Below are 16,448 nucleotides of genomic sequence, written 5' to 3' on the forward strand. Positions count from 1 at the left end.
AATATTATGAAAGAATTGAGCAAAACCACGAAAGGAGTGGATATTAGAAATGGCAGAGACAACACCCGTGGTTTTACAAATGGGCTGACAAATGGATTCGCCAACGGGAATGGCTACAGGAATGGGAGAAAATTGAGAGAAAGCAAAAGCCATGGCAAAGTTCTGGTTGTTTTTGTGCTTGCAATGTTAGTGCTGAGCGTTGTTGCGTTTCTCACATGGCAAAGCAGCAATGCTGGTGTCATCAAAATAGATGGCAGTTTTGAGGACTGGCAGGGCGTTGAAAAGACCACGAAGGAAAGGGATTTTGGTGTGCCAGAGAACATTGACATTGAGGAGTATGCAACAGCAGAAATAGGGAAAAATGTGGCGTTTTATGCAAAGGTTTATGGCAATTTGCTTGCTGGTGATGGTAGATACATTGTTGAGGCACCATCAGAAAATCCAGTGTATGTTGCAAATCAAAGGGAGACGGCAATTCCGAATGCAAATGGCAGAGATGTGGCGTATGTGTTTATTGACACGGACAACAACCCAACAACTGGCTTCAAGCCCTCTGTTAATTTTGCAGTTGGAGCTGACAAAGCAATAGAAATTGTGGGCAAGAATGGGAAGATAGAGGCAAGCAGAGTGCTTACATTTGCAGGTGTGGTGCAGCAGGAGTGGAATTGGCACATTTGCGAGAGTGTGGCTGCAGCAACAAATGGGAAGCAAGTGGAGACCATGGCTGGGAAGAACTTGCTTGGCATCGGTGAAAGTTACGCAGTTTACTTCTACATGATTGACTGGCAGAACATGGAATGCAAGGTCGGGAATGCGTTGCGGTGCGAGAATGCCAGATTTGCTGTGTCTGGGCTCTACTTTAACCCAGAGACAAGAACGCGAGTGCTTGGCACAGAAGTGGAAACAAAAGGCACACCACATGACCCAATCCATATAGATGGGGATGAGGACTTTGCAAATCAGGCACAGATAAATGGTTGGGATGGTGATGGGAGCCAGGGAAATCCTTACATAATTGAGGGATATGATATAGATGCGAATGGTGGAGGATATTGCATCTGGATACAGAATACGAACGTGCACTTTGTAATTCGCAACTGCAATTTAACAAATGCAACCCAGAGTAGCAACATTCCTGGTGGTTGTGGTATTGCACTAGATTCTTTGAATAATGGTACAGTGGAAAATAACAAGTTACTAGGCAACATATTTGGTGTTTATCTTGAATTTGTGAATAACATTGTAATTTATAGCAATATTATATCGTCTAACACATTTTATGCTATTTATATTTTATCTTCAACTAATATTAGCCTTTCCGGCAATATCATGTTAGCTTCTGGGATTATGATAGACTGTTACAATCTGGATGAATGGACCACACTAGAGATTGAGGAAAACAACATGGTAAATAATAAGCCAGTAAAATTCTATAAAAACTGTGAGGGTATGACGGTCTCTGGTGAAGCAGGGCAGGTAATTCTAGCTAACTGCACTGATTGTGTGATTACTGGGCTTAACATTACCAATGTGTGTGCTGGAATTTCTATGGGCTATTCAAATAACAATGAAATAACGGGAAATTGTCTAACAAGCAGTTACATGGGGCTGTACCTTATATGTTCAAATTATAACAGTATAAGAAACAATACAATTGGCAACAATAGCGATGGAATTTACATATCGTGGTCCACAGAAAATAATGAAATAATGGAAAACAATGTTTCAAATAATTCAAATGGTATTTCTCTTGGTGTCTCAAAATACACCAAAGTTCATGATAATAATATATCCTGGAATAATCATGGAATTTATCTATTTAGCACAACCGAAAGCGAAATAACATCAAACAGAATAATTAACAATAACTATGGTGTCTATTGCCAGTACTCCAGCAATAATATAACCAAGAATTACTTAGAGGGTAACTACTATGGAATATTTGCTCGGGACTCTAGCTACAATAACATAACTGGTAACACCGCCGTTGGCAACAATTATTCTATATGTATAGAAAGTTATTGGGAAGAGTCAGGTTACAACAATATTTCCTCTAACACTGTTTGGAGTAACTACTGTGGAATCTACTTGTTGAATTTTTGGTACGAGTTATATTTCAACAGAATCCAATACAATAGCATCCGAGATAACTATTACGGAATTTACATAAGGAACTCTACTTTCAACAATATCAGTTATAACGATGTGAGTTCTAATAGATATGGAATTTGTGTTAAAGACAATTCGTATCTGAACGAGATAACCTTTAACTGGATTTGCAACAACACAAAGTACGGCATGTACTTTTTTTCCGGGGCAACTTGTAATTTTATCTGGTACAATAATTTCATCGGGAACAACGGTGCAAGCAAGGGTGTGAATGGCTCCTGCCAGGCATACGATAGTGTTGGTGGCAACTACTGGTATGACACCACAACCAATGAAGGCAACTACTGGAGCAATTGGGATGGTCAGGGCAACGGCACATCAAATGCCTATCCAATTGATGGCGGTGCTGGTGCAAGTGACTGGTATCCACTATCAAGCCCTGTGAGCGAGATCTCCTCTATACCGATCCCGGCATTCTTCATCTGCGTGATAGGGCTTGTAATGGCAGTGCGGAAAAGACGGGACATATAAACTCCCCCTAACCCAATTTTCCGCCAATCCCGCATTGCCCTACAGAGATTCCCATGTCTCCGTTTGGCACTCTGTCATGGAGTAGAAGTTCCAGTCCATGCTCTTTTACATGCCTCTCAATCATGCCCACAATAACCTCATTATAGGAAACGCCACCGCTCACACCTAACTTTTTGAATCCATGCTCTTTTGCAGCCCTACTGGCAATCTCTACAAGACCGTTCACCACAGCATCAACTGCAGCGAACGCAATATCTTCCCTTCTCTCCTTTCCCAGACACTCGAACACCCTTTTAACAACAGGCAAAAGATTTACCACATGTTCCTTTCCAGCAAATTCCACAATGTCTTTGGGCATACTTGCTCCTGGTTTTCCATTCATCAGCAAAGTTTCAAGTTGCATTGCTGGCTCGCCATCGTAGGTTCGCTCTGTACAAACTCCAAGAATGTAGCTCAGCCCATCCAGAAATCTGCCCATACTTGTGCATTTTACACTCTTGCTCATCAGCTTTCGCAAAATCGGTACATCATCACGATTCATTTCGCAGCCAGTAAGCTCTGCAAGTGCAAAGGCGATTCTTCCTATGTCATAAACAGCTTTCTCACCACCAATCAAAGGAAACTCGCTCAAGTGTCCCACTCGTTCAAATCCATTGTAACTGGCAACCAGCACTTCTCCTCCCCAAATACTGCCATCTGTTCCATAGCCAGTCCCATCCAGGGCAAGACAGACGCAGCCATTTTCCTCTGTATCCACAAGCAACGAGGTTGCATGGGCCCAATGATGCTGGACTTCCACAATTTCTGCATTCCAGATTTTAGCAAGTTCATAGCCGACCTTTCTTGTTGTATAGCCAGGATGCAAATCAACGGCAATAGCGTCCACTTTTTTTACATCGAAAAGCTTGAGGTAGTGGTTGAGTGCCTGTTTAAGATACTGGATTACCGCGTAATTTTCGCCATCACCAATGTATTGTGTGGTGTAAATCCTTCCATTGCAGAGCAAACTTGCAGAGAGATTTTCCTGGGCACCGATACCAATACAGGTTTTTTCAGAGTTGAACGGAATTGGTTCTGGCACATAACCTCTGGACTTGCGAATAAAGAATTTCTTTGTCTTGTAGACACGAAGCACTGAGTCATCACATCTGTTGTAAATCTGGAGATTGTGCAGCAGGTAATAGTCCGCACCCAAGGAAAAAGCGTTCTGGTTTTCAATGTGCATTGGTTCACCAGCAGGATTTGCAGAGGTAGCAACAAAACCATCGGACTTGAGGTGCTGGAAAATCAAGTAATGCACAGGGGCATAAGGGAGCATCACCCCAAAGTTTGGCAGCTTCGGAGACGCATTCTCAATTTTCTCATCAAACCCCTTCTTTTTAACAAGGACTATGGGTCTGTTCTGTGACAACAGCAGCTTGCGTTCCTCCTTAGAAACCACGGCATACTTTTCTACTGTCTCAATATCCCTGAGCATCAATGCAAATGGCTTTGTCTTCCGTTTGTACCATTCTCTGAAATATGGAATACGCTCCAGCGAACAGACAAGGTGCATTCCACCATAGGTCTTGAGAACGCAGATAGAGCCAGCATCAACTAACTCTGCAAATTTTTTAAATGGATTTTCCAACTCAATGATTTTTCCATTTCTGTCATAGAGCGTGTACCGTGGCCCACATTTTGGACAGGAGATTGTCTGTGCATGGAACCTTCTTGCCTCAGGAGAACTGTATTCTTTCTTGCATTCCACGCACATCTGGAAGGCCTCCATCGTGGTGTTTGCTCTGTCAAAAGGCAGAGCTCTTATCACAGTAAACCTTGCTCCACAGTCAGTGCAATTTGTAAATGGATAATTGTATCTCCTGTTTCCTCTTTCGTTAAAATCCTTGAGACAGGCATCACACATTCCATAGTCAGGTGGTGGCGGAAAATCTTTTGTTCCACTGCTACTGGCTAAAATCACAAAATCCTCAGGGGGTGTAGTATCAAATTCCTCAATTTTTATTTCTGAAATCCTGGCATTTGGAGGCAGGTTCTTCCTCAACACTTCCAACAATTTCTCAGCATCCACATTCACCACAATCTCCACATTTGAGCCATTGTTTTTTACCCAGCCACGCAAACCCATTGCTTTTGCAATCCTGTAAACCGTGGGACGGAAGCCCACGCCCTGGACTACTCCGTAAACAATCAGTTTCTGCACGGTTGAAAGGAAACACACCAGAATATATCTATATTTCTTTTGGGACAAACACAAAACACTAAGATATAGAAAAACCTTAAATAAAAACAGCCATTCTACCACCATGGCTCAGATGAAGGATTTGAGGTATCTTATTTCTGGTTACGAGCAGGGAAAAATAAAGATTGGTGCAATCGCCTCGCATTCAGCCCTTGACATTTTTGACGGTGCGATTGAGGAAGGATTCGAGACCGTTGCCTTTTGCCAGAAGGGGCGAGAAAAAACCTATGCAAAGTATTTCAGGGCATACAGGGAGGCATACACGAATGTTGTAAAAGGGCTCGTGGATTATCCATATGTATATGACAGGTTTTCGGAGATGCTCAACGACATTGAAAAGCTCCAGAACGAATGTGTTATTCTCATCCCCAATCGTGCCCTTTCCTCCTACATTCCTCTGGATATAATTGAGCAGGAATTAGCTCTCCCTATGTTCGGCAACCGAATGATGCTCAGAATTGAGGAGCGAACAGAGGAAAAAAATTATTACTGGTTGCTTGAAAAAGCAGGAATTCCCACACCTGAAAAGATTGAGAAGCCAGAGAAAATCGACTCGCTAGTTATTGTGAAACTCCCGCATGCAAAAAAACGGCTGGAGCGTGGTTTTTTCACTGCAGCTTCATTTGAAGAATACTCTGAAAAGACCAGCATTCTGCTGAAGAACGGAATAATCACAAATGAGGACTTAGAAAAAGCCAGAATTGAGCGATACATCATTGGGCCAGTTTTCAATCTGAACTTCTTCTATTCCCCCATTGTTGAAGATGGCGCTCCCTTGGAACTTCTTGGGATTGACTGGCGATTTGAGACATCGCTAGATGGGCATGTGCGTTTACCAGCAAACCAGCAGTTAACATTGAATGAAAAGCAGAAGTATCCAGAATATACTGTTTGCGGGCATAACAGTGCCACGCTTCGAGAATCGTTGCTGGAGAAGGCGTTTGAAATTGGAGAGAAATTTGTGGAGGTCTCTCAAAAATACTACCCGCCAGGAATTATTGGGCCCTTCTGCATTCAAACCTGTGTTGACAAGGACCTGAATTTCTATGTGTACGATGTAGCTCCGAGGATTGGGGGTGGAACAAATGTGCACATGAGCGTTGGGCATCCTTACGGCAATGCGCTCTGGCACGAACGGATGAGCACTGGCAGAAGAATTGCAAGAGAGATTAGGATTGCAGTGGACAAGGGAATGCTGAGCAAGGTAGTGACATAAAATTTATTACTTGCTTAATCAATTAAGGCACATGGGCAAGGGGACGGTTTTTCTCTTCTGCTTTCTGTTTTTGCTCTCTCTTCTCAGTTTCACCCAGAATGTGAGTGCTGCAGTTACAATCCAGAATGTGCCCTACATCCATCAGGTCTATGACACGCCTGACTGGTTCAATGGGCACTGGGCTTGCGGTGCCACAAGTGCAATGATGGCAATTGCCTACTATGGAATTCTGCCTTACTGGGATTGCAATGTGTCTGTGCCTTATCCTCATGTGAGCCACTGGGGCAGATACATCTGTGAAATTTATACCTACAATGGCTACACCTACAACATCGGAAGCGCTGACCCGAGTGGAAACATTGGTTATGGTGGTTATGGGTACATTACCCAGAATGACTGGGAAGATACAAAGGGGCATATGGCAGAGTATTTTGTTAAGCATGGGCTTGGCTCCTCTGTGGATTGGTCTCCCACATGGGCGGAACTCAAGGCCGAGATTGATGCAGGACATCCAGTTGTGCTTCTCACCTCCCTTACAACCGCAGGACATTATGTGCTCGCAGTGGGCTACTACTCAAGCCAGTATTCGGTTATAGTTAATGACCCATACGGCAATAAGAATCAGGGATACATGAACTACAACGGAGCTTATGTTACATATGACTGGCCTGGATACAACTATGGCAATGCCAACCTGAATACTGTTCACTGCTTCATTTATGCTAGAGGCAATCCACCATCGCCTGATAGCACACCTCCACAAATTCAGATTACAGCACCAGCAAACAACACACTGATTTCAGGCACCACTACAATCACTGCAAATATTTATGAGAATGAGAGCGGGTTCAAATGGGCACGGCTCTGCATTGACGCACCCGATGACGCTCACACTGTGGTTTGGGACTCTGTTCCATCCCACGAGTTTACTTTTGATTCCAGAAGTTACAGTGATGGCCTCCATCTGTTTTATGTCCAGGCAAAGGATAATGCAGAAAATATCGGTGTTTCAACCATTGAACTCACAATTGATAATACTCCCCCTGAAATCCAGCATGTGCCATTGATTTCCTGGCTGGCAAATGAACCTATTGTGGTCGAGGCAAATGTGAGCGATGCTAATGGTGTAAACAAGGTTCTCGCGTACTACTCAACAGATAACAGTACCTACCTTGCCGTGAGCCTGTCCGAGACAGCACCAGGGCACTTCCAGTGTGAATTACCAGCCCAGCAATCGGGAACTGTTTACTACTACATTGTGGCTTATGACAATGCAGGCAATACATGTAGAACTCCAGCAGAAGGTGCCTACCTCATCACAATAGAACAAGTGCCTGAGCAGATGAATCTGGTAATCCTAATTCTGCTGACTGCAATGGTGTTTACATCGTTATTTATCTGGCAGAGAAGACAATTTAGAAGCAGTGAGAAGCGAAAAAGCGAATCCGAAACTATATAATCTCCCTTTATTTTACAAATTACCATGGTGGAACCAATCAGAATTGCTGATGCGTTCAAGAAAGCACAGCCAGGCGATTATGTTTGTGTGAGGGGCTGGATTTACAGGACAAGAAGCAGTGGAGGAATTGTATTCACGGTGTTAAGGGACAGTACTGGTATTATCCAATGCACAGTCATTAAGGGAGAGTTGCCCGACGAGGACTTTAAAAGTGCGGAAAAAGCCCTTGTTGAATCTTCCGTGATTGTGGAAGGTGTGCTTAGAGAAGACAAACGTGCACCTGGTGGCAGGGAAATTACTGCAAAAAAATTCAATGTGGTGCATTTTGCGGAGCGTTTTCCAATCTTCAAGGACCAAACAGAAGAATTTTTGCTGGACAATCGTCATCTCTGGCTCCGCTCTAGAGAAATGACTGCCACGATGAAAGTCAAGGCAATGATTTTGAGAGCCGCAAGAGAATGGTTCTTTGAGAATGGATTTGTGGAGACCACGCCACCAATTCTTACATCAAATGCCTGCGAAGGCGGTTCAACCCTGTTTGAGCTCAAATACTTTGAGAGAAAGGGATACCTTTCCCAGAGTGCCCAGCTCTATCTGGAAGCTCTCATTTTCTCGCTTGAAAAGGTTTGGTCACTTACGCCTTCCTTCAGGGCAGAGAAATCTAGAACACCAAGACATCTTGCAGAGTTCTGGCATCTTGAAGAGGAGGCGGCATGGGTCACACTCAAGGGAAACCTGGAAATTCAGGAGCAGCTTGTGAGCTACATATGCCAGTATCTCGCAAAGAATTGTAAAGATGAACTTGAATTTCTCGGAAGAAACCCAGAGGACCTTAAGGTGATTGAACCTCCCTTCCAACGAATTTCTTACACAAAGGCGGTGGACATTCTGCGAGATAAGGGCTATGATTTCAAATGGGGCGATGATTTTGGCACTAATGAGGAAAGAGAATTGAGCTTGCTAGACACAAAGCCAGTATTTATCACAAACTATCCTGCAGAAATAAAGCCCTTCTACATGAAAATCTCACCAGACAATCCAAAAACTGTGGAAAATGCAGACCTGCTGGCACCTGAAGGCATAGGGGAAATTATCGGGGGCAGTGAGCGTGAGACAGACATTGCATCAATGAAGGAACGGCTAATGCGAGAAAACGCAAATCTGGACAACTATCAGTGGTATTTTGACCTCAGAAGGTTTGGTTCCGTGCCTCATTCTGGCTTTGGTCTTGGAATTGAACGGGTTGTAAGGTGGGTTGCAAAGCGTGAGCACATCAGAGACACAGTGCCATTCCCAAGAACTGTCGCAAGGTTATCTCCATGATTGAGGTTTTTAGGCAAACTATCTTTATACACAGAGACGAGAAACTTGTGCTCCTGGAGATTCTTGAGGAGAACAAAATAAAATACTTTGCCTACACCTATGTTGCAAGGGAGCGGCATGGAAACTGGATGCCTGTAGTTCGCTGGGACAATTTTGAGAACATTCCACATGTGGAGAAATACGACGAGAACGGTGGGTTGATTGAGAGAATGGAAACAGAGCACAAAACCAGAAATGAAGTAATCCAGCTTGTGACCACATTCAGAAAAAACTTGCTGGCAATGAATCTGGGAGGAATGTGAGTGCAGATTGAATTAAAAAAAGAATATGGGCAGAAGGATGTTACTAAGCTTATTCAGGATTTTACTGAGAGGTATGGCTCTCTTGAAAAGTTGCAGCAGAGCATCGGCCTTTCAAAATGTACTAGGCCATTTGCAGTGGATGACTTTTTTATCTGGGAAGCCCTATCTCAAGGTGGAAGGTTTACTGAGACCACAGTGATAGCCTATACTGAGGTTTTCAATATTCTTACAGCAAGAAGAGTGGAACTGCTTGAATATTTGCAAGCAAAGGCACCAACATCGATTAGGCAGATTGCAAAAGAGCTAAACAGAGATTACAAAAATGTCTACGATGACATCTCTGCACTGGAGGATGCAGAACTGGTGGTGACTAAGAAGAAAGGAAGGAACGTATACATAACCTCAGCAGTCTCCTCAATTATAATTTCTTTTCAGAAATGAGGGATACAAGAAAAATGTTTACTAATAACACCATAGATTACTTTTTTAAACTCTGGCTCTAATATTTACTAAACACACCATAAATCATGCAAAAAACTGCTAAAACCCTGTTTTTTCCGAAATCTATTTAAGCATAAAAGTAATCCCAAATTACAGATGTTGGAGAAAAAAGATAAAAATCAGGTTGAAGCGAAAAAATTTGCTGATGTAGAATATAGAATTTCTCAAAAGATAGACCATTGCAAGCTAGACCTGTTGTGGAAGGAGGGGGGTCTTTTTCTCACACTCTCTGAGATCCTACTTTCTCACGGAGAGCAATACTATGTCATTCCGATTAAGGAAATAGAGCACATTTCTATCCTAAGCGAGAAACCTGTTAAAATTGTGCTGGAATTCGGAAACATCGAACTGGTATTTACAGGAGAAGCAGGACACAAACTCAGTGCATTGCGCCATCTCCTTCTACCTTACATCAAAAGTGCTGGTCAGCCCAGTGACAAAATGAAGGTCGTGTTGCTCTACTGGGCTATGGGCATCCAGTCAATCAAGGCACTCAGTGCTGCATTGGGCATAAGCGTGGAAGAGTGTGACATGCTCGTTGCAGAAGCAAAAGACAGAAAATACATTTCTAAGAAGGGTAAACTCACGAGGCAGGCGATGGAATTGTTTTCACCAGCGGAACGAGAGAAGCTTGACATTTTAATGAAAAGTTCAGAGAGCAAGAGGGGTGCTGATGACGATGAGTGAAAAGACAGGAAAACCTGGTGAAGAAAGACCTGTTTTTCAGAGCTTTGCTGAAGCTATGAGCACCTTTGCGGAACTAACTAAACTTGAGACCGCAATAGAAAGTGGATTGAAGGAAGCACTCGTTCCCAATTATGAGACCAGGAAATTGCTTAGGGCAATGAATGTACTAGAAGCGGAGGCGACACCACTGCTGCAGTTTATGGGGATGTTGTTTGAAAAGATTGGACTTGGGAAACTGAAGCTGGTAAAGAAAGACATCTTTAGAATGGAGTTTACGGTTGAAGGATGTTCTGTTTGTAAGTTGTATAAAAATGCCAATAGTAAAACCTGTTACATTACCGCAGAAGCAATCTCAAAGTTTTTTACAACCGATTTAGAGGTTCCCTCTGCCTGTAAAGAAATGGAATGTGAAAATGCAGGCGCAGAAAAGTGTAAATTCCTGGTGGAGATGCAGCCCCTTGCTGTCTATCAGATTGCACTAGACAGCACTGATAATGAAATAATTGAAATTCTATTCAAAAAAAGCGGGGCACCGGTAACCTGCGAGCAGATTGCCGAGGAAATAGATATTCCAGACGAGGAGATAAAGTACAGGTGCGAGATTCTTGAAAAATTCAGAATTATTGATTCTAAGTTGAAATTGACTGAAATAGGAATCGCCTACAGAAAAAATAGGAGCAAGGTCCAGAGAGATGAAAAGGTGTTTCCGCCGCCCTGGGAAAATATCTCAAAAATCTCAGAAAATATTGCTGCAGCCGAGTCATTTGCGGAAGCAATTGCAAGGAGTGTAGAGAAGGAGGAGGAGATTGTAATTGACGAAAAAGATGTGATTAATCTCGCTGAAGAAGCAAAGAAGAGCAAGAGTTTTGCAGAATTACTGTTCAAAAAGATGAAGGAAGAAAATAAGGAGGAGGATAAAAATGACAGGAAATAGAATAAAAACAGGAATATTTGGCCTTGATGCACTAATAGAAGGTGGACTGAGAGATAAAACTGCAATTGTGATTGTGGGCTCAAGTGGTACTGGGAAGACCACCTTTGCAATGCAGTTCCTGATGCACGGTATTGAGCTGGGGGAGCAAGGGCTGTATGTGACGATGGAAGAGAGTCCAGAGCAGATTATGAGAGAAGCGTCTTATATGGGCTGGGACATGAAAAAACACTACGAAAAGAATCTCTTCTTCATACATCTGAAGGGCAGGAACTTCAAGAAGATGGTGGAGGAACAACTGCCTCAGCTCGTGAAAGCAAGGAGCGACTATGACATCAAGACCCGTGTGGTGATTGACCCGATGACACCAGTCATATGGGCAACTCAGGAGAAACTGGACCAACGAGAGTTGATTGGCAAGCTTTTCTACACTTTGAAGGAACTTGGACCCGTGATTGCGACTGTGGAAGAGCATGCAAGGCCGGGTGAGACAATTGGAGAGGATGTGTTATTGCCAATCTATCTTGCAGATGGCGTAATCCATCTTGAGTACTATCCAATAGGAGGTGTGTTCAACCGCACACTAAAGATTGTGAAGATGCGCGGGACGCATCATGGCGAAGGTGTGTATCCCTACATGTTTGCAAGGGGTGTGGGCGTTATCGTGAGAAGCTCTGCAGTGGAAGTGCCGAAAACTGCTACGAAACCCTACGATACCCTGTTTGCAGAGGCAATAAAGACCGCAGAGACCCTAAAAGCACCTCCAGGAATCATTGAGCGATTGAAGGCGATGAAGGAAAACTGGGACTATGAATTTTCGCCAGAGGAGGCATTGCAAATAATTCTCGAGTCACTGAAGAAGTGAGACCATGGCTGCGGGCAAAACAGTGAAGAAAATTGAGAAAACAATGGAGGCGGAAACCGCCAGCTTGCTTAAAGACATAATTCTGATGGAAATGCGGAAGCTTGCTGAGACTACTGGCGTTGAAATAATGTTGTTTGTGGGTGTTGACGGCAGAAATTTCTCTTCAATAATTCCTCCGAGCTTAACACCACTCCAATTCCACATGTTCAACTTGCTCAAGCAGAACATTCCCTCAATTTGTTCGCAACTCAAAAACGAGAATCTCATAGAATCAATCCAGATTTACGAAAACGGCACAATTTACATCACTGGCGTGGGGAGGAATCTGTTTCTTGCCAGCGTAAAGACAGGCAGTGTGAATTTCAACGAAAGCGTGGAGATTTCTAAAAAACTTGCATCTGGTGCAATAGTGCTTGAATACCTTACCAGCCAGAAACCTACAGATGAAAAATCGCTTGAAAAATTGCCAGAGGATGTAAGAGCAGAAATCAAGCAACTCACAAGACAGTTGTTTGTTGAACGATTTGAGCAAACAAGGCAGTACAAGAAGAACATGGAAATTCTTGCTTACATTAAAGAGAAGCTTGCGACAGTGGTGGGCGTTGGGGCTGTGAATGAAATTGTAGAACTTACCTTCAACGAGATGGGAACTTCTGCACCCTACATGAATGACACGCTCTGGCTTGCATTTGTTGAACGCTTGATTAAGGAGCATGTGAAACGCTTAAGCGGTGAGATTGTGGCAGAGGAATGCTACAAGACATGGGTACCAGAGATAGAGAAGAAGTTGAAGATGTTTGTATGAGGTCGCAGCTATGGAAGAAATAAAGAGCGGAGATAAGGGAACACAGGAAACCCAAACCGTAGTTAATGATAGCCAAGAGCAACAGCCACTACAGACCGCTGAAGGGAGTATTCCCTCAAATGTGCAGCAAGAGCAAGCTGAGGGACAGCAACCAGGACAAGGAGTGGAGCCACTAGAGAAAAATGAGATGCAAAAGAATGAGAAAAGTGCTGATGAGGAGAAAATAACTGAGTTGCTTGTTCGGATAGAAAATAACGAAAAAAAGCTGGGTGAGATTGAGGTTAAAATTGAAAAAATTGAGGAAAATTTTAGGGACATACAAGGAGCAATCAAAAATCTTGGCGAGACGATAAGGTCGGCAGGAGAATATGCAAACACAATTTTAGACACTGCCTTCAAGGACAAATTCTCAAATACTGCAAGAGAGATAGAGAAGTTAAATGAAAAAATAACGATGCTCATAGATGAGGTGGGGGCTGGTGAGGGCTTAAATGTGGGTAAGATTCCACCTACAATCCTTGAGATTGTTTATCAGAGCACACTGGACGATGTGGTGAATGCAATTTTCAGGCATTTGGGGTATGCAGAGGCAGAACGAAGAATTACTGAGACGCTTGAAGAAATTCGTGAAAGAACGAGCGGAAGTGAACTTTTCAGATTTGATGGGAAAAGAATTCGTGCCAGAGATGTGGCAAAGAGCATTGAGAAGAAACTTGTGTCTGCAAGGCAGATGCAGACCACATACGATGAGTTGTTAAGAAAGTTGCTTGAACTTGTGCCAGGCTACAAGCCGAAAAATTTCAGGGCGATGATAAAGCTGAAGAGCCAGGAATATAGTGTTGATAGTACAATTCATCTCACAGAACGGGTAGCAGAACTGGAGAAATGGACATCAAAGATGGAGGGCTTGCTCACTGAGGCGGACACCAGAGAGGCAGGTGTCCTGGAAAGTTTGAACGAGCTTACAAAGCAGATTGAGGGCCTTAGGGGCATGATTGATGAGAGCGTCAGGACGCTACAGGCGAAAATTGAGGAATACAACATGCGGATTACGAACATAGAGGCAGAATCGGAAAGTAGCAAAGGGGAAAGCAGAGAAGTTCTTTCAGAACTCTTAGAGCGAATTCGGGTGATTGAGGAACGACTTGGAATTGTGCATACACCCCCAGAGAAAACAGAGGAGATAAGGCCGGAGGAAGTTGAGGAAAAGCCGGAAATGGGTGAGATAAGTGGGGATGAAAGTTTCCTGTATTATGCAGTTGAAAATGAGAGAACATTAGCAGATGTAAAAACCACGCTTTCACTCATGTTCTCGGATGAAAAAATTGAGACATTAATAGAGAACCTAGTGAGGAAGGGCTATCTTGAGAGATTTGAGAAGGATGGAGAGGTTTATTTGAGAAGGGTTGAGAAGAAGGAAGAGAAGAGAGAGCAATCGTTGGAAGAGCAAATTCTTCAGACGATGGAAGATGGGTTTACATTTAGGAAACTCCAGCACAGGTTTAAAGATGTTGATAAAGGGACCCTCCAAGCGGCTCTTGAAAAATTGATTGACGAAGGTAAGATTTATGTTGAAGGCACGGAGCGAAGAAAAATTTACAGAATTTCCAGTCCATCTATGAACGATGAAAAAGATGGAGGTGCATAAAAAATGTTGGATATAGCGCTGGTATCGCTCATACAGGATATGAGCGAAAAGGCAGGTGTGGAAGGGACAATACAGTACTGGCTCAGAGTGGGCGAGAACTTGGCGAGAAGAATGGGAAAGGAGGCGTACATGGGCTGGCCTTCCTTTAATGTGGCGTTGCGCGAGGGAAGAACAGCGTTTTCCATAGAAGGCGATGTAAGTGCTCTGACCGACTTGGCGATAACGGATGTGGATGGAGATGTGGTGGGCTACATTTACGCACTGAAGCGATGCGTGTTCCAACCCACAATATTGCGCATCCGTTACAGTGTGGGCGAACTGCCGCGAGCGGATAGACAGGTGGCAGACGAGTACAACAACACTGTGAGAAATTCTGCGGTCTGCAACTTCTGTGTGATTCACCAGAAATTCAGAGAGGAAGTGGCAAAGAACATTACAGTTGCTGATCAGGTGCTGGAATGCTACCAGCTTGCAAATCGGGGCTTCCTTGGAGACACGAAGACAGACGAAGCAGCGTTAAAGAAAATCGGTGTGAATCCAGAGTATGTGCGGAGCTTGCTACGAAACTATGCATGTGTGTACGCATTGCTGATGAAGGGAGCAAGATTGAAAGGTGAGGAGGTGTCTAAATGAGCAAGGAAGGGCAGATTACACGACTCATTGAAGACAATCCATTCGTGGATGTCGCAGCGTATCTCTTCCTAGAAGACATTGCGGATAAGCAAGGTCCTGCAGGAATGAACAACTACCTTGTGTCTCTTGCAAATTCGCTTGCTAGATCAATGCCTGAAGAGGAATACAAGACCTGGGAGGAATTCAGGAATGCACTTGCGTCAAACAGAAGCATTCTCACCACATTTGAGGATGTTGTGCTACCTACAGAGAACTGCATCGTGACCACGAAGTGTCCTTTTGGCAGGGGCTGGACTGAGTACACGAAACGGATAGGGAATTTTGCAAAAGTTCATACGGATGTAGCAGAGTATTACAATACCACAGTTAAGCCGAGTGTTGTGGACACACAGTGCATCATTCATCAGACCTTCCGTTCTGCAGCAGCGGAACGCATAAAGGTTGGAGGAAAGCGTGTGAAATATGCTCAGGTTGCAGCGGTTTCAGAGTATGGCGTGCGAAAAATCGTGCCAGAGGAATGGCTGCCAATTCTGTTGAATACAGCGAAGATTTCCAGAACAGAACTGAACATGATTCTGCGGAACAACTCCTGCGTCTGGGTGCTTTACACAGAATAAACTTTTTTCCCATTTTTAGGTGTTGTTTTTGCGACTCTTGAAAAAATCAGGTAATGTAGTTTATCTCAAAATTGAGGAGCCAGGCGAGATAGATAAATACAATGTGCCTCAGTATGCGATGAACAATGGATTTGAGTTTTTTAGAGGGCTTGGAGTAGTTGATTATCCAAAGACATTTAAATCCTGGCTTAGGAAATTTCCGAGACCAATCTTCATTGCTGCGGTGGAGAGCAACACAATTATTGGTTGGGTTTATATTGAGGAATGGGAGAAATGTGCAAAAGATGGTGAGCCAGTGCATGTGCTCCGTGCAATAGAGGTTCTGCCTGCATACAGAAGAGCTAAAGTTGGTTTTCGTTTGTTGCTTCTCGGTCTGCTTTTCGTTGTGGGCTATTTGATTACAAAGCCAATCACTGCAGAAGCCAGAAGGTTTTTCAAGAAATATGGATTCATGGAGGAAGCGGAGTTTCGTAGGGTGCCTGTGGACCTTACTTCCCATCCAGGTTATCTTATCCTTCCTCCTTTCAGAAGAAAGATGCTGCTTGAGAGTGTGAGTGCGTATTTTGAGGTTTGAGATAA

General features: G+C 43.5%; 15 protein-coding genes. 14 read left to right on the top strand and 1 reads right to left on the bottom strand.

All coding sequences use genetic code 11. From position 1 onward, the window contains the following. The first annotated feature begins 6 nt into the window (after positions 1–6). Positions 7–2,640 (top strand): NosD domain-containing protein, encoded by a 2,634-nt coding sequence (locus QXD64_02470; GenBank protein MEM3396179.1) that lies wholly within the window; start codon positions 7–9, stop codon positions 2,638–2,640. A gap of 7 nt (positions 2,641–2,647) precedes the next feature. Here QXD64_02470 and hypF read toward each other — a convergent pair whose 3' ends face one another. Beyond that, on the bottom strand, positions 2,648–4,843 hold the full coding sequence (gene hypF / locus QXD64_02475) for a carbamoyltransferase HypF (protein MEM3396180.1): 2,196 nt from the start codon (positions 4,841–4,843) through the stop codon (positions 2,648–2,650). 103 nt (positions 4,844–4,946) lie between these two features. On the opposite strand from hypF, the gene QXD64_02480 reads away from it, so the two are divergent. From QXD64_02480 to QXD64_02540, 13 genes are all read left to right on the top strand, one after another. Continuing rightward, on the top strand, positions 4,947–6,098 hold the full coding sequence (locus QXD64_02480; GenBank protein MEM3396181.1) for a formate--phosphoribosylaminoimidazolecarboxamide ligase family protein: 1,152 nt from the start codon (positions 4,947–4,949) through the stop codon (positions 6,096–6,098). A gap of 31 nt (positions 6,099–6,129) precedes the next feature. Next, positions 6,130–7,557 carry a C39 family peptidase gene (locus QXD64_02485; protein MEM3396182.1) on the top strand — a complete coding sequence of 476 codons (1,428 nt, stop codon included), beginning with the start codon at positions 6,130–6,132 and terminating at the stop codon, positions 7,555–7,557. 24 nt (positions 7,558–7,581) lie between these two features. Then, on the top strand, positions 7,582–8,880 hold the full coding sequence (gene asnS, locus QXD64_02490) for an asparagine--tRNA ligase (GenBank protein MEM3396183.1): 1,299 nt from the start codon (positions 7,582–7,584) through the stop codon (positions 8,878–8,880). Next, positions 8,877–9,182 carry a hypothetical protein gene (locus QXD64_02495; GenBank protein ID MEM3396184.1) on the top strand — a complete coding sequence of 102 codons (306 nt, stop codon included), beginning with the start codon at positions 8,877–8,879 and terminating at the stop codon, positions 9,180–9,182. Before asnS ends, QXD64_02495 begins: the two co-directional genes overlap by 4 nt. Next, positions 9,183–9,623 carry an HTH domain-containing protein gene (locus QXD64_02500; GenBank protein MEM3396185.1) on the top strand — a complete coding sequence of 147 codons (441 nt, stop codon included), beginning with the start codon at positions 9,183–9,185 and terminating at the stop codon, positions 9,621–9,623. 156 nt (positions 9,624–9,779) lie between these two features. Next, on the top strand, positions 9,780–10,370 hold the full coding sequence (locus QXD64_02505; protein ID MEM3396186.1) for a hypothetical protein: 591 nt from the start codon (positions 9,780–9,782) through the stop codon (positions 10,368–10,370). Further along, entirely contained in the window at positions 10,357–11,304 is a 948-nt protein-coding gene (locus QXD64_02510; GenBank protein MEM3396187.1) for a V4R domain-containing protein, read from the top strand. The genes QXD64_02505 and QXD64_02510 overlap by 14 nt, the downstream gene beginning before the upstream one ends. Continuing rightward, positions 11,291–12,166 carry an ATPase domain-containing protein gene (locus QXD64_02515; protein MEM3396188.1) on the top strand — a complete coding sequence of 292 codons (876 nt, stop codon included), beginning with the start codon at positions 11,291–11,293 and terminating at the stop codon, positions 12,164–12,166. Before QXD64_02510 ends, QXD64_02515 begins: the two co-directional genes overlap by 14 nt. Positions 12,167–12,170: 4 nt before the next feature. After that, entirely contained in the window at positions 12,171–12,971 is an 801-nt protein-coding gene (locus tag QXD64_02520) for a hypothetical protein (protein MEM3396189.1), read from the top strand. Positions 12,972–12,981: 10 nt separating this feature from the next. Then, on the top strand, positions 12,982–14,619 hold the full coding sequence (locus QXD64_02525; GenBank protein MEM3396190.1) for a hypothetical protein: 1,638 nt from the start codon (positions 12,982–12,984) through the stop codon (positions 14,617–14,619). 3 nt (positions 14,620–14,622) lie between these two features. Beyond that, positions 14,623–15,252 (top strand): hypothetical protein, encoded by a 630-nt coding sequence (locus tag QXD64_02530; GenBank protein ID MEM3396191.1) that lies wholly within the window; start codon positions 14,623–14,625, stop codon positions 15,250–15,252. Next, the gene (locus QXD64_02535; protein ID MEM3396192.1) at positions 15,249–15,869 is read left to right on the top strand and encodes a hypothetical protein; all 621 of its coding nucleotides are present in this window, start codon (positions 15,249–15,251) and stop codon (positions 15,867–15,869) included. Before QXD64_02530 ends, QXD64_02535 begins: the two co-directional genes overlap by 4 nt. Positions 15,870–15,897: 28 nt before the next feature. Continuing rightward, a complete protein-coding gene (locus tag QXD64_02540) occupies positions 15,898–16,443 on the top strand; it encodes a GNAT family N-acetyltransferase (GenBank protein MEM3396193.1) in 546 nt (181 codons plus the stop codon). Positions 16,444–16,448: the final 5 nt, after the last annotated feature.

Source organism: Thermoplasmata archaeon (assembly GCA_038874435.1).
GTDB lineage: Archaea > Thermoplasmatota > Thermoplasmata > Lutacidiplasmatales > SKW197 > SKW197.

Bases quoted from the DNA above. Each gene is read 5' to 3' on its own strand.
- QXD64_02520 (MEM3396189.1), top strand. From the start codon at position 12,171: ATGGCTGCGGGCAAAACAGTGAAGAAAATTGAGAAAACAATGGAGGCG.
- QXD64_02495 (MEM3396184.1), top strand. From the start codon at position 8,877: ATGATTGAGGTTTTTAGGCAAACTATCTTTATACACAGAGACGAGAAA.
- QXD64_02525 (MEM3396190.1), top strand. From the start codon at position 12,982: ATGGAAGAAATAAAGAGCGGAGATAAGGGAACACAGGAAACCCAAACC.
- QXD64_02510 (MEM3396187.1), top strand. From the start codon at position 10,357: ATGACGATGAGTGAAAAGACAGGAAAACCTGGTGAAGAAAGACCTGTT.
- QXD64_02505 (MEM3396186.1), top strand. From the start codon at position 9,780: ATGTTGGAGAAAAAAGATAAAAATCAGGTTGAAGCGAAAAAATTTGCT.
- QXD64_02485 (MEM3396182.1), top strand. From the start codon at position 6,130: ATGGGCAAGGGGACGGTTTTTCTCTTCTGCTTTCTGTTTTTGCTCTCT.
- QXD64_02535 (MEM3396192.1), top strand. From the start codon at position 15,249: ATGAGCAAGGAAGGGCAGATTACACGACTCATTGAAGACAATCCATTC.
- QXD64_02480 (MEM3396181.1), top strand. From the start codon at position 4,947: ATGGCTCAGATGAAGGATTTGAGGTATCTTATTTCTGGTTACGAGCAG.
- asnS (MEM3396183.1), top strand. From the start codon at position 7,582: ATGGTGGAACCAATCAGAATTGCTGATGCGTTCAAGAAAGCACAGCCA.
- QXD64_02515 (MEM3396188.1), top strand. From the start codon at position 11,291: ATGACAGGAAATAGAATAAAAACAGGAATATTTGGCCTTGATGCACTA.
- QXD64_02530 (MEM3396191.1), top strand. From the start codon at position 14,623: ATGTTGGATATAGCGCTGGTATCGCTCATACAGGATATGAGCGAAAAG.
- QXD64_02470 (MEM3396179.1), top strand. From the start codon at position 7: ATGAAAGAATTGAGCAAAACCACGAAAGGAGTGGATATTAGAAATGGC.